This window comes from Holdemanella sp. DFI.5.55, assembly GCF_020593575.1.
Lineage (GTDB): Bacteria > Bacillota_I > Bacilli_A > Erysipelotrichales > Erysipelotrichaceae > Holdemanella > Holdemanella hominis.
In genome coordinates this window covers 1-15,384 of the sequence record NZ_JAJDMK010000001.1, presented here as the reverse complement: position 1 = coordinate 15,384, position 15,384 = coordinate 1, and the positions used below count along the sequence as shown (strand labels likewise).

At 34.3% G+C, this 15,384-nt stretch carries 9 protein-coding genes and 1 pseudogene; all 10 read left to right on the top strand.

Features of this window, described 5'->3' with window-relative positions; all coding sequences use genetic code 11:
- Window positions 1-13: 13 nt before the first annotated feature.
- Entirely contained in the window at window positions 14-292 is a 279-nt protein-coding gene (locus LJE08_RS00050) for a hypothetical protein (protein WP_227401998.1), read from the top strand.
- 320 nt (window positions 293-612) lie between these two features.
- On the top strand, window positions 613-1,848 hold the full coding sequence (gene iscB, locus LJE08_RS00045) for an RNA-guided endonuclease IscB (protein WP_227401997.1): 1,236 nt from the start codon (window positions 613-615) through the stop codon (window positions 1,846-1,848).
- Window positions 1,849-1,911: 63 nt separating this feature from the next.
- Entirely contained in the window at window positions 1,912-2,724 is an 813-nt protein-coding gene (locus LJE08_RS00040) for a phage tail domain-containing protein (RefSeq protein WP_227401996.1), read from the top strand.
- Window positions 2,721-5,261 carry an anaerobic ribonucleoside-triphosphate reductase gene (locus LJE08_RS00035; RefSeq protein WP_227401995.1) on the top strand — a complete coding sequence of 847 codons (2,541 nt, stop codon included), beginning with the start codon at window positions 2,721-2,723 and terminating at the stop codon, window positions 5,259-5,261. Before LJE08_RS00040 ends, LJE08_RS00035 begins: the two co-directional genes overlap by 4 nt.
- A complete protein-coding gene (locus LJE08_RS00030) occupies window positions 5,258-6,226 on the top strand; it encodes a DUF559 domain-containing protein (protein WP_227401994.1) in 969 nt (322 codons plus the stop codon). The genes LJE08_RS00035 and LJE08_RS00030 overlap by 4 nt, the downstream gene beginning before the upstream one ends.
- Window positions 6,223-8,610: a hypothetical protein gene (locus LJE08_RS00025; RefSeq protein ID WP_227401993.1), complete on the top strand. Its 2,388-nt coding sequence runs from the start codon at window positions 6,223-6,225 to the stop codon at window positions 8,608-8,610. Before LJE08_RS00030 ends, LJE08_RS00025 begins: the two co-directional genes overlap by 4 nt.
- A gap of 4 nt (window positions 8,611-8,614) precedes the next feature.
- Entirely contained in the window at window positions 8,615-9,706 is a 1,092-nt protein-coding gene (locus LJE08_RS00020; RefSeq protein WP_227401992.1) for an alanine-zipper protein, read from the top strand.
- Between the two features lie 13 nt (window positions 9,707-9,719).
- Window positions 9,720-10,772: a hypothetical protein gene (locus LJE08_RS00015; RefSeq protein ID WP_227401991.1), complete on the top strand. Its 1,053-nt coding sequence runs from the start codon at window positions 9,720-9,722 to the stop codon at window positions 10,770-10,772.
- Between the two features lie 2 nt (window positions 10,773-10,774).
- Window positions 10,775-13,393, top strand: coding sequence for a hypothetical protein (locus tag LJE08_RS00010; RefSeq protein WP_227401990.1), 2,619 nt, complete (start codon window positions 10,775-10,777; stop codon window positions 13,391-13,393).
- Window positions 13,394-13,407: 14 nt separating this feature from the next.
- Window positions 13,408-15,384, top strand: a pseudogene (locus LJE08_RS00005) (hypothetical protein); the annotation flags it as partial.

Here is a 15,384-nt window from a genome sequence, read left to right as displayed (position 1 = left end):
TATGGAGGAGTAAATGGAAGATAAACAAAAAACAGAAAATCTGCTCAGATACATCGAGCAATTAAAAATAGAAAACGAAAATTTAAAGAAGCAAAATACATCACTGTCTGAAGTCGTAAAAGACTTTAAAGATGTAGATGATGTGACTATACAATCCATTCAGTTTAAACAAGCAATGAACGAACTGAAAGAACTTAAAGAACAATATAAGAAAGAGGTACATGATATTACCTTATTGAAAGCAGAATACAAAGCAAAAATCGAACAATTAGTAAAACAATGTACAAAATAGAAAGGACTAATTGTTAAGCAGTCTATTTTATAGACAAAAATGCAAATAAGTGGACAAATGTATATTATATTTCTTATTTGCATTTGCTTAACGAGAGGTTTCGAGCCTAAGTGAGTGCTGTTTTACGAAAGTGATTCTGCATGATGAACTACGTTAGAGAAAAGGTTAAAGACGCACCTTCAGATGTGTTTGTCAGTCTGAAGCTCTGTGAGTGCCAATCAAGAAACTATGCTAATGTCCTGCATAGATAACAGAGAAACACATATACCCTCTCCGACATTGGCAAGACGAAAATTACTCTGAAAGGAAGGTATCCAGAGATGGAAAATAGAATTGAATATTGTTTTGTTGTTGATAAAAACAACAGGCCATTAGCACCGACAAAAGTTAACAAAGGTTGGTATTTGATTAGAAAAGGTAGAGCTAAATTAAAAAGCAAATATCCTATGGTAATACAATTAGAAAAAGAAGTTGAATCCGATGAAGATGATGAAAGTCATATGGTTTGTGGTATAGATGATGGTTCTGTACATGTTGGTTTAGCTATCGTTCAGAAATGTCTTACAAAAAACAAAGTAGTTTTCAAAGGAACGATTGAGCAACGTCAAGATGTAAAGCATTTAATGGATGTCAGACGTGGATATAGACGTTATCATCGTTACCATAAAAGATACAGACAAGCAAAATTTAATAACCGTTCATCTTCTAAAAGAACTGGTAGATTAGCACCAAGCATCAAACAAAAGAAAGACGCTGTTTTAAGAGTGTTATATCAACTAAACAGATGGATAGACATTCAAGAATATTACCTTGAAGATGTTTGTATAGATATTCGTGCAATGACAGATGATTATAAACCTTATAGAAGGCAGTATCAGAAATCTAATCGTTTGGATGAAAACCTTAGAAAAGCAACTATCCTGAGAGATGGATGTAGATGTCAAGAATGTGGAAAATCTAACTGTATGTTGGAAGTGCATCACATAAGAGCAAGAAGATATGGTGGCGCTGATACCATTGGAAATTTAATCACTTTATGCGAAAAGTGTCATGATAAGACAAAAGGTAGAGAAAAGGATTTTGAAGAAAGATATTTCAATATGATTAAATCTAAGCCAAAAAGATTTGATTATGCAATGCATGTAATGCAGGGGAAAGCTTATTTGAGGGAAAAGATTTCTGGATTAGGAATATTACATCTTACAAATGGTGGAGAAACTGCTAATAAACGTATTGAGTGGAACATAGCAAAGACTCATAGTAATGATGCAATATGTATTGCAGATGGTATTCCAGATACTTGTGATATTAAAGAGTGGATTATTAAACCAATGAGAAGAAAATCAAGGGCAAAAACCGATAATGTGTTAGGAATTAAGCATAGAGATTTAGTTTCTTATACATATAAAAACGGAGAAACTCATACAGGATATGTTACTGCTTTATATCCAGAACAATTGGCTTTAAACTTTCAGTCAAAAACTAAACATTGTAAAAAAGTAAATGCACGAAAATGTAGATTACTTTGGAAATTTAATAAAATTTATTGGTTATAACAATGTGTATAATATTACACATTTATTTATAAATAAACATATTTTAGAAAGGAGGAATTCTGTATGAATATGATTGATTTTGAATATGATGGTATTAAATTATCTAGTTTAAAGATGAGTATTTCATCGTTTTCTGATCCTGATGATGAACAAGAACTTGGTAACAACTTAGAGCTTGTAAATGTTAAAGGACAGTTTGCAGACAGTTATTTTAGTGCAGGATATTCTTATACAGAACCATATCAGTTAGAGTTCTATACAACAAAATATAATTGTGATAATTATGATGATTTTGTAATTTCGGATGCGGAATTAAACACATTAATACGTTGGTTAAACCGTAAAAGTTATTGTAAATTCAAGCCAATTTATAACGATGGCAGTTTTGCAGACGTATATTATATGGCTTATTTCAATATGAGTTTATTAAAGGCTGGAGGAGATATTGTAGGTTTAAGATTAACACTAAATTGCAATGCTCCATTTGGATATCAAGAAACCAAAGTGTTTAACGGTACGTTAGGCAGTTCTCCATTAACCATTGAGGATGTTTCAGATGAAATTGGACACTTATATTGCAAAACTACAATCACTGTTAAGTCGGCAGGTAATCTAACCATTCAAAACAGCGCAGATAAATATAACGCAGTAATCATCAAAAATTGCAAAGCAAATGAAATTATCACAATGAGCGGAGATACCAAAATTATCACAACATCTATGGACTCACACAAGAAATTACCAAATGATTTTAATTTTAATTATATTAGATTGGTAAATACTTTCTCTTCTAGAACAAACATATTTACGGCAAACTTGCCTTGTGAAATTAAAATGGAATACAACCCGATTAGAAAAGTAGGACTTGTTATATGATAAAAATTGACGCAAATGGCTATGTAGAAGATTATCATATTATACTTGCAAAACGTAATCACGATATGATTGGCGATCTTGTAGTAGACAAAGAAAGCGTTGTTTCTAAGGTGTCTATGAATGCAGCTAACGAATTAAGTTTTAAGGTATATAAATATGGCAAGGATAAAAATGAAGGCGAAATTACGCCTCATTGGGATGATATTACCGATTTTAAATATGTATATGTTCAAGAATTAGATGAATTTTATGAAATAACTGTAGAAGGCACAGAAGAAGAATCTGAGTATAAATCAGTTACTGGTACTTCTGCGTGTGAAGCCGAATTGGCAAACTGTAAATTGTTCGATGTAGAAATCAATTCAGAAGCTGATATAAAGAGAGAGGACTACAAGTCCCCTACTATTTTTTATTCAGAACTAGAACCACAAAATTCCTTATTAAATCGTATTCTGTACAAATTACCTCAATATTCTATTGGCGACGTTGATAAGTCGTTAATGAAGATTCAGCGTACTTTTAGCGTTGATAACACCGATGTATATGAGTTTTTAACACAGACAGTCGCTGAAGAAGTTGGCTGTCTTTTTACTTTTGATTCTGTTAATAGAAAAATCAATGCATATGATTTGAAGAACGTATGCTTGGACTGTGGCTATCGTGGTGAATATACAGATACGTGTCCTAAGTGTGGTTCTACAAATTTAAAATTTTATGGCGAAGATACGACCGTTTACGTCGACAGTGAGAATCTTGCCGACAACATTACGCATTCTGTAGATACAGACCAATATAAGAACTGTTTTAAGTTGCGAGCTGGCGATGACAACATGACGGCCGCAGTTATCAACTGTAACCCTAACGGAACTGACTATTTATATTATTTTTCTGATGAATGCAAAAAAGACATGAGTGAAGAGCTTGTTGCTAAGATTGAGTCTTATGACAATTTAGTTCAATCATATACACAAGAATATTCTGAGTTAATGCAGAATATGTATGAGTACATTGATAAGGCTATTTATTACACATCTAGTATGATGCCAAAAAGAGAAAACGATCCAACAGATGCTAAAAAAGAAGGAGCTAAGTTAAATGCAGAAAATCTTTCTCCATTAGGCATGCCTGAACTAAAAGCAAGCACGTCTGTTGAAACAATTAATACTGCAATGAAACAATATGCAAAGGTATTTATTAAAGCAGGATATTTCAAAGCAGATATTAAGAATGCAACATTCTATATGAATGGTAATGACGGAGACGCTAACAGCCTTTATGGAACTTGGACTGGACAATTCGTTGTAACGAATTACTCAGATGAAGAAGATACTTATACGACACCTATGGTGACAGTTAAAGTAACAAACAGATATTATGACTTTTTACAACAAAAGATCGACAAGAAATTAAAAGACGAAGATACAAAAAAAGATGGCAGTATTTATGATGTGCTTTCTATTAAAGAATTAGCAGATTATAAAGAAGCTATTAAATTGTATTGCTTAAATAGATTGAAATCATTTGCAGACGCATTCCAAGGTGCAATTGACATCATGATTGAATCAGACCAAGCCAATAAGAATGCAGAGTTATATGAAGAGCTATATGTTCCCTACTATGAAAAATTAGTAGCAACAAATAATGAAATTGATTTGCGCACAAAGACGATTAAAGAATATGAAGCAAAATTAGACGTTGCAGAAAAGCGCCAAAGAGAAATTCAAAAGACATTGAATTTTGAAAAGTATTTAGGCTCTGATTTATACAATGAATTTGTTCTATTCAGACGTGAAGATGAATATTCAAATGACAATTATATTTCTGATGGTTTAGAAAACAATGAAATCTTCAAGCGTGCTCAGGACTTTATTGATACTGCTAAAGATGAGTTGTATAAGTCTGGTGAAAAGCAACATAGAATTGCAACTTCAATGGCAAATCTTCTTGCCATTCCAGAGTTTGAGCCTTTGAGGAATAATTTCAAACTTGGTAATTTTATTCGTGTTAAATATGACAATCAAGTTTATAAGCTTAGACTATTGTCTTATCAGATTAGTTTTGGAGAAGATATTAAATCTTTAGAAGTAGAATTCTCTGATGTAACGAAGATTCGAACTGGAACAAGTGATTTGTCTTCTATTATTAAACAAGCGCAGTCTATTGGAAGTACTTATGATTCTGTTAAGACTACAATGAAAAAGACAAGTGAATCTGATTCGTTGATTCGTAACTTTGTTAATCATGGTTTAGATGCTACAACAATGAAAATTATTAATTCGGCTTCTAATCAAAACATGGTTATGAGTGATTCAGGATTATTAATGAGAAGACAAGAAGACTTTTCTACTCAATATTCTGGATACCAATTAAAAGCGATTAACAACGGATTGTATCTAACTAAAGACAATTGGAGATCAACTGAGGCGTGCATCGGTGAATATATTCATATTAATCCAGAGACTGGAAAACAAGAAATTGGATATGGTGCATTAAGTTCTAAAGTTCAATCATCATGTATTAAAGAGGTGGTTTTATGATAGATCGCAATCAATTAATAGAAATTCGAGTATCTCCGGGTAATTATAAGCACTTCAAAGCGCTAGGATACGATATAAAGAAAAACGATATAATCCATGTACCTATGGAACATTTAAAAGAAAGCTCTATAGGTCGGGTAAAAGTTGTATGTGATATGTGCGGTAAAGAATATACTACATCTTATGCTCATGTAGTTAAGTGCAATCAGTTGGAAAATAAAAACTATTGTAAGCAATGTAATCCAAAAGCAACAATGTTAGCAAAATTTGGTGTAGAATCGGTTTTAGCATTGCCGAATATTCAAGAAAAAATTGCACGAACAAAGATTGAGCGTTATGGCGAAGACTATCAAATCCAAGGGGTGCAAACTATGAGAAAGGTTATGCTTGAAAGATACGGAACAGAGAACGCATGTTCTGTTAAGGAATTCAATGATAAGCGCATTAATACAGTAATTGAACGTTACGGGGATTTTTCTTTTACACAGAGCGATGAAGCAAAGCAAAAAAGACAACAAACAAGTATGGAAAAATATGGTTGTTTATATCCAATCGCATCTCCTGAAGTACAAGAAAAAATTAGACAATCTAGGGCGTTTAACGATACAATTAAAACATCTTCGCAACAATTGGCAATTTATGAAATGCTCAAAGAGTATATAGATGAAAGTAGTGTGCAATTAAATTATCCTTTTAAAAACTTTGTATTTGATACGGCTGTTTTTATAGGAGATGATATTAAAATAGATGTTGAATATGATGGATGCCATTGGCATCAAGATGCTCAAAAGGATAGACGCAGAGATGAAGTTTCTAAGTCTTATGGTTGGAAAATTTTAAGAATCAAAGGCGGTCACAAACTGCCGACAGAAGAACAATTAATTGAAGCCATCGACAAATTAGTCGGTGGCTATTCTTATACCCAAATTGTATTGGATGATTGGAAGGAGGTAGAAAAGGCATGAGTAGTTGTTTAATATTATATCAAAACGACAAATTATATATGTCAGCAGATACTGCTGCGTGTTTAAAAGACGAAAACGGATATAGTCGAATTGCTAATAATGCAGAAAAAATTAAAGTGATTGGCAATACTATTGTTTTTACAGCAGGTAATCTAGAATTATGTCGTTTAGTATTTGATTATTTAGAGACATATAAGGATGCTCATAATTCCCCTTACCTTCTATCTTCTTATTTACAACAACAACTTCTAGATGTTGCTCAATATGATTTAGAGGTTATGATTGGTACTATTTTTGAGAATAAAGTACGTATCTATCAGATTTCTTCTTATGAAGATTTTGATGTTATGGTATATGAAGGTTCTAAGGATGGTGTCGGTGTTCTTGTGTCTGGAAGCAATAACGATGAATTAAACGAATGTGTTTCAAGAAATTTTGATTCTGACATAAAGAATTTATATAGAAAAGCATATCAAAGTATCAATAACGAGATTGTGGGTGGTGATATGCTTTTATATTATATGGATATTTATGGAACTAAGAGTCCAAAAATGATAGATAGATTTACAATAGATGATTATGTAAATAAAAAGTACGTGTCTAAAACAAATGTTCATTATGTATTAGCGAAAAATTTAGTAGGGCAAATGATTCTTGGTAATTCATTAGGTATTTACTCAGAAGATTCGAAAATGCAGTTAAATTTCGATAATCACGGTCTGGTTATCAACGCTAAAAAAGGTGATGATAATACGTATAGGCGTATTTTTGATATCCAGAAGGACGGTAAGTCTCAACTTTATTGTGATAGTGATGGAAATATCGTCTTGGCCACCGACCAAATTATCCAAATTGGCAACAAGCTTGATCGTGTTGTTACTGATTATGCAGATATTGAAAATTTGTATGTAAAAAACGCAACATTAGAAACGTTGTTAACGAAATATGCAAAAATAGAAAATCTAGAAGCATTCAAAGCAGAATTTAAAAAACTTGTTGCTGATGAAGCACAAATTAAGGAATTAGAAGCAGGCAATGTTACAATTGCAGGTTTGTTAAAATCTCAGAATGCAGAAATCGAAAACATTAAGGCAACTAAAATTGAAGTTTCTGATTTAGAAGCATATAAGGCAACAATTGAAAAATTACTAGCTAGTTATGCAACTATCAAACAATTAGAGGCAGATTATATCAAGGCAAAAGATATTGAAGCAACATATGCTAAGATTACCGATCTTGATGCAAAGTATATTACTACTGAAAAATTAAATGCTGCGACTGCAGAGATTAATAAGCTAATTGCTAAAAAAGCAAGCATTGAAGATCTTGAGGCTGTCAACGCTACAATTCAAACGTTAAATGTTGATTTAGCGAATGTTAAAGAATTGGTTGCTGCTAAAGTCGATGCTGATTATGTTAAAGCAGAAATTGTTAAGGCCAATAAAGTTATTACAGATGATTTACAAGCTATTCATGGTGTTATTGATCAATTGGATACTAAATACGCTACTATTGAACAATTAAAAGCTCAAAGAGCAGAATTAGATAATCTAATTGCTAACAAAGCCACTATCGAAGAATTGAATGCTGCTAAAGCTACGATTGGACAGTTAGACGCTCAATTAGCAAATATCAATAGTATTTTAGCGGGCAATATTGGAACTGGTACTTTACAGACTGTACATTTAACTGCCGAAAATGTTGTGATTGATGAAGCTGTTGTTAGAGATTTAATCGCTGCCAAGATTAATGTCAGTGATTTAAAAGCTGGCAATATTAGTACGGATAAATTCACTATTAAATCTAATGATGGTGGGGTTGTAATTAAAGGCTCTACCCAACAATTCTTAGACCAAGATGGCAACGTAAGAGTTCAGATTGGTAAAGATGCTAAAGGCAACTTCAACTTTATTGTTAGAAGCGCCGACGGTAAAACAACACTTTATGACCAAGATGGTATTAAAGCCTCCGGTGTACCAGATGGCTTAATTATAGATAAGATGGTTTCTGATAATGCAAATATTGCAGGATCTAAGTTAGACATTAACTCTGTTGTAGAGCGTCTGAATGATGATGGCACACAATCTATTAAGTCTAATAAGATTTGGATTGACGAAGAAAATCAAAGTCTTGGCGCATCTTTCAAAGAGGTTAAATCTAAGGTTAATAATTTAAAGTTAGGAACGGTCAATCTGCTTAGAAATGCTAAGACGATGATTTTTCAAGACTATGGATTGACAACATTAACAACTGCGGATTTATATCAAACCAAAGATGGTATTTTACATATTTATTCAAATATACCTACTGTTGCAAATAGCGTATTGAACTTTGGTAATGAAGCTACTCAAACTAGTAGTGTATTAAAAATAGAAAGGAAGTGATGGCATGGTAAATGAAACAAAATTACAATCCCCTTACGGGCAGTTAGACGACTGTCTAAAGATTACGAATGAACAAAGCACTGAAGTTGTCTATAATTTTGGTGATATATTAGAACTTGATCGAGAATATACATTCTCATGTTGGTTTAGAGCAGATTCAGAGATCCAAATTAGTATTCAAATTTCTAATGAAAGAAGTCGATATTTTCCTGTCACTTCTGAATGGCAGAAAGTATCTTTTACTGCTTCTGCAAATACTGCAACATCAAAGAAAGTGTTCTTTACAATTCCTGCCAATAATACATTGTATGCTTATGAAGGCATGTTAGAACTTGGTAATATTGCTTCAGATTTTAAACCAAGCGAAAAAGATATAGAGAATGTTGTTACTACATTACAAACAAACTTTACTGTGCAGCAAGGTAAAATTGAATCCTTAATCAAAGAAACAACTATTGATAATGGAGATGGAACTACAACATCTTTAAAAGACGCCTACAATCAAACTGTACAGACTGTTGAAGGCAATAAAACAACAATCGCTAACATAAAAACATCTGTAGATGATGTTACAGGCAAAGTAACAAAGATGGAAAGTTCTATTACAGAAATCAAAGAAACCGCAGATGGTATTACTACAACGGTCACTGCGAACAAAGACAAATGGGATCAAGCAAGTTCGGATGCTTCAAACGCATTGAACAACTCAACACAAGCTAAAAAAGATGCAGAAAACGCATTAAACAAAGCTCAAGATGTAATTAATAAAGTTGAAAGTGGTGAGTTAGACGGACAAGACGCCATTATGCTCTATATTGATTCCAGCAATGGAACGACTTTTAAAAACAGTAGTGTCGCAACTATATTTACAGTAACCATTTATGTTGGCGGCACAATAATAGACAATTCAACAAAGCTAAAGCAAATGTATGGTGATGGTGCATATTTGCAATGGCTGATTAAAAGACATGGCGAAGAAGAATTTACGAATATTCCATTAGATGATTCTAGATTGAACGACAATGGATTTATATTTACACTTTCAGCGAAAGATGTAAAATTCAAAGCAGTATTTAACTGTGAATTACATATTTAGGAGGAAATAAAATATGACAATTAAGGCTGTAAATCAAATTGATGTAATCGACTTAACCGATGGTTATTCCGTCGTATTAACAAATGACAACTATACATTCTTAGGCACTACTAGTGCCGTAAATGGTACACAGACAACTACTACACAGGTGATGGCATTATGTGGTAGCGAACAGGTTCCATGCACGGTAGGATCTATTACATGTCCTACGGGAATTTCTGCAGTTTCTGATGGTAAGACACCAATGCCAACAATCACTATCACTGCGACATCTGCATTGACGAAGAGTGGTACTATCACTATCCCTATCGTTGTCAATGGTGATATCACTATTAACAAGACATTCAGTTACTCAATCGCATTCAAGGGTCAGGCAGGGCAGAATGGTACAAGTGTAACTGTAAGTTCAACTTCTGTAACATATCAGGTCGGTACAAGCGGTACTACTAAGCCAACTGGAGAATGGAAAGCTGAAGTACCTAATGTGCCAAGCGGACAGTTCTTATGGACAAAAACTGTAGTAAGATACTCTGATGGCAAATCGACAGAGGCCTACTCAGTTTCTTATAAAGGTACAAATGGTACGAACGGTTCAAACGGTACAAGCGTTACTGTAAAATCAACATCAGTTACATATCAAGCAGGCACAAGTGGTACTACTGCTCCAACAGGAACATGGAGCACAACAGTTCCTAATGTTGCGAACGGCCAGTATTTATGGACAAAGACAGTAGTAACATATTCAGACGGAAAGTCTACTGAATCATTTTCTGTATCTTACAAGGGCACAAATGGAATCAATGGAACAAATGGTAAGGATGCTATCACAATGGCAATCACATCTAGCGGAGGTATTATCTTCAAGAATACCGCAATTGCTACAACTTTAACTGCTCACGTTTATAAAGGCGGAGTTGAAGTGACTGGTTCTGCTTTATCTAGTTTGGGAACTATCAAATGGTATAAAGATGGAGGAACTACTTCAGTGGCGACAGGTACGACATATACTATTAGTGCAGGAGACGTTTCAAACAAAGCTACATTTAGTGCTCAATTGGAGGGATAATTATGGCAATTAAAGCAAGCTCTTCTGTTACCTTGATGATGGTTAGCGATGGAGCTAATGGTTCTGATGGAAAAGGTATTTCAAGCATTGTGCATCATTATCTAGTTACTAACGTAACTACTGGTGTTACAACAAACACTACTGGGTGGAAAACATCTCCTAGTAGTGTTACTACAACTAATAAATATTTATGGTACTATCAGACTATTAATTATACAACCGGCAGTCCGACCAATACTACACCTGCTATCATTGGTGTCTATGGTGATACTGGTGGTAAAGGAGCTACTGGTAAAGGTATTAGCTCAGTAACGCCTCAATATTATTTATCTACTTCTAATACCGCTCAATCTGGTGGGTCTTGGAAAACAACACAAGATACTTGGTCTAATGGCAAATATTATTGGACTAGAGATGCTATTGCTTGGAACGATGGTTCAACAACATATACAACTCCTACTCTAGCTACTGGTTTGAATAATGCAAATAGTACTGCAAATAACGCTCAAACTATAGCTAGTCAAACTGCTTCTAAATTCCAATGGATAGTCAAGTCTGGTAGTAGTGCTACAGACTTCACTTTAACAGACAGAACGGCTCAGTTGGTTGCTAACAACATTAACTTGAATGGTTTGGTTACTTTTAAAGGGTTGGATAGTAGTACACAGAATAAAATTACTGAAACTAGTAATAAGATTGATAATCTACAGATTGGTGGGCGTAATTTATTCTTGGATAGTGATCTAAAAATATGTAACGAAACACGAAATTGGTATAAAGACTTTAAGGATCATATATCAACTGAAAATGGTATTAATTATGCAACAATGACAGGCACTCAATGGTTTCTAGGGCAATATGTTGAACTAGAAGAGGGTCAAACATATACTATGAGCTGTTTAGCAAGAGTAAATAAAAACTCTCAGTTGAAGAAATTCCGTCTTCATATTAAATTGGATCATATATCAAATACTGCAGGAGTAATTGAAACATTATGCACTGATAAATTTCAAAGACTATCTTATACCTTTACATGGAACTTACCAAATGGTAAAGAACGTGTGCATTTCCTTTTAAGAGATGCTGATGCAACAGTTGATGTTGCTCTGCTTAAATTGGAAAAAGGCAATAAAGCCACAGACTGGACTCCAGCTCCAGAAGATAAAGCAAATCAATCTATTATCGATAACTGGGCAAAAGACGCAACAGTTAATGGTGAAACCACAATCAATGGTGGTTATATCAAAACTAACACCATTAAGACTGACCAGTTAGCTGTCGATGATATTTTTGCTACTGGATCGGCAGCTATGAACGTCATCAATGCTCAAGAAATCAACGCAAACCGTATTACATCTGGTCAATTATCTGCCGAACGTATTAATGCTTATGGCCTATCTGTCTTAAATAAAGATAATAACCAACAAACGTTCAATATTACAAACAATGGTGAGGTTACCATCAAAGGTTCCGTATCTTCTTCTAATTACAATATTGGTAAAACTGGTTGGTCTATCAATAATGATGGAACTGCTGAGTTTAACGACATTATTGCAAGAGGTTCGGTTATTACAAATGATGGAGGAATCGTTTCTAGTGGTGGTAGTGGTAGGAATCTACTCAAGCGGTATATAAGAGCTGGGAGGCTAGCTACCAAAATAGATGATTCATCAATAACCGTTGGTGTCGGCTCAATTGGCGATACATGTTTTTATTTAAAACCTTGGGTTAAATTAATAAAGGGTAAAACATACACGATATCTTGTGATGCTTCTAACGTTCCATCTAATGCACCTGATTGGGCTTTTGGTGTAAGAGTTCAGGGATCGTCATTTGTTCTTATTATTAATAAAAATGGACGTTGCTATGGTACTGGTGTGTTGGATTCAGATGTTGGGGCTGATGCTGAAATAATTGTAGACGATAACTCAAATCCGTACTCAACTGCTCCAAATATTACGCTGTCAAACTTTAAACTTGAAGAAGGCGATGTTGCAACAGATTGGTCTCCTGCTCCCGAAGATAAACTAAAGCAAGTTCGTTTCTGGGCAGGCACTTCATTTGAAGAACGTGAGTCCGCTCCATTTATCGTATATTCAGATGGTTCAATCAAAGCAACTCAAGGTGAATATAGTGGCCTTTGGACTGGTGATATTAAGATTGGTAACATTTCGATTGTCGATCCTAGTGCGTCATCAGGAAATGATGCGTTATTAACGATTCAAAATGGTGCAAATGGAGTTAAACGAGTTCAGTTGACGGATAATACTTCAAGCTCTTTTGCCCAGGATGTTATTATTACAAATAATACGTATTCACCGATGATTTCATTAAAACAAGATGGCTCTGCTTATTATTCTAAAGGCATAAACATAGCCGATAAGACAACATTAAACTCAACAAGTTTAATCATAAACAATAAAACATTAACGACTACTTCCAATGGAAGTGGTTTTTTATTTAGCAATGAATTAAATGTTGGTACTGCAAATCAATCGGCTAACTTAATAGTTCATGGAAATACGTTAACGGATAACATAACGGTTGATAACACATTATATTTCGGTAATGTTTTAAAGTTCACCAAAAACGCTAATGGTATCAACATTGACTTTATTTAGAAAGGAGGAATTTTATGGCAAGTGGAAGCTTTGGTAATGGTTCTGGTCAAAACTGTAGACTAGGTATAAATTGGAGTAGTTCTAAAGGTAACAGTGGTTCTACCGTTAATGCTACTTTAATTGCACAAAACCAAAATAATTGGTATTTTTCAGCTTATGTTTATGGTGGTTACGGAGTTACAATTAACGGAAATCAAAAGACTGGCAGTGGCGCTCAATTAAGTGGATCTGTTAACGGTGCTGTTGGTTTAATTTCTCATTCTGTTTGGGTTGCATATACTGGTGATAAAACAATTAATATTAGTGGTTATGCAAATTTTAATGGAATTATTAACTTAAGTAATCAAACAATTAGTGGAAACGTTCAACTTGATAACGTAGGAACTGCACCATCTATGGGAAGTATTACTTCTCCAACGAGCAATTATGTTGCTTCTGAAACTACAACATCATTATCCGTTTCGTGGAACGCAGGAAGTAGTTATAACAATTCAGGTACTTACCGTGTTGATGTTAGTATAAACGGAGGAAGTTGGGAATGGGTTTCTGGTGATTTAGGTTGGGATAGAAGAAGTTATACATATTCCCTTCCCAATCGAAGTCAAGGAACGACATATCAATTTAGAGTATGTTGTGGCAATAATATTGGTTGGTCTGGCCATGTATATTCAGCTATCGTAACATTAAATTATTTAAATCCACCATCTATTGACTCTATGCCAAATCCATTTAATCCATACTCTAGTACTTCGTTTACAGTTGGGCTATCGGGTGGCTCACAAGCTAATGGTGGGTCTTTTATGCGTAAGGCTGATATTTATATGTATAATACTGCCGGAAATCAAGTCAAATGGTATTGCAGTAAACCATCTTATGGTAACACTAGTGTTACCGTTGGTGTTTCTCAGACTGATGTCATCAATGCTTTAGGAACAGGCAGATATTCCGCAAAAATATATGCTATAGCATGGATAGAAAATTCAAATGGTTCACGTAGTGGATATGTTATAAAAGAATCAACTGTAAACATAAATACTGATGGAGGTGCAACTCCTACTTTAGGAGCGCCTACCATTAGTGGAGGTGCGTTTGGATACCCTTCTACATGTTTTGCATCAGGCATTAGCACTGTAAAAGTTGCTAGTGCAAGTGCAGGGCTTCGTAGAGCACCAAGTGGTACATCAATTAGTTATAAAATAGCTTGCACTGGAGTTAATACACAGAACTCAAGTAGTGCAAGCTTTTCTAATTTAAGTACAGGACTTAAGACTATAACGGTGACTGCAACCGACTCCAGAGGGCTAAGTACTAGCGTTGAAAAACAAATACGAATACAGCCTTACAATGTGCCAACCATTCGTAACTATAGTGCATTACGTTTAGATAATCCTCAAACGAGTGCGAAGTTAACATATACTTTGGCTTATTCAGAAATATATGCATACGATAAAGGTGTTGATGCTAAAGGAACACAGTTAAACAATATTAATTCACAGCAGTATAGTACAAATAATTCAACTTGGAATAATTCTAGTAATGGAATAACCGTTACTGGTCTATCGACTGAATCTGTTTATACTATTTATTTAAGAATAGCGGATAAACTTCAAACTGGAACATATACTACTGAATCTTATATAGTGCCAACTATAAAAACAAACGTAGCAATACGTAAACATGGTGTTGGATTGAATTGTGTACCTCAAGCTGAGTATGCATTAGATGTTAGTGGTAACGGACACATCACAAAAGATTTGAGTGTTGACGGTATCATTAAACTTGCGGGGAAAAGTCTTTTGGATAAATTATTCCCTATTGGTGCTGTTTATATTACTTACAATAACAACAATCCCGGAAATTTCTTAGGTGGTACTTGGGAACGTTTTGGACAAGGTAGAACTTTGGTCGGTGAAGGCACTGGCAATGATGGTAGTACAAGTATGTCCTTTACTGCTGGATTGATTGGCGGTAACTACTATCATAAACTTACA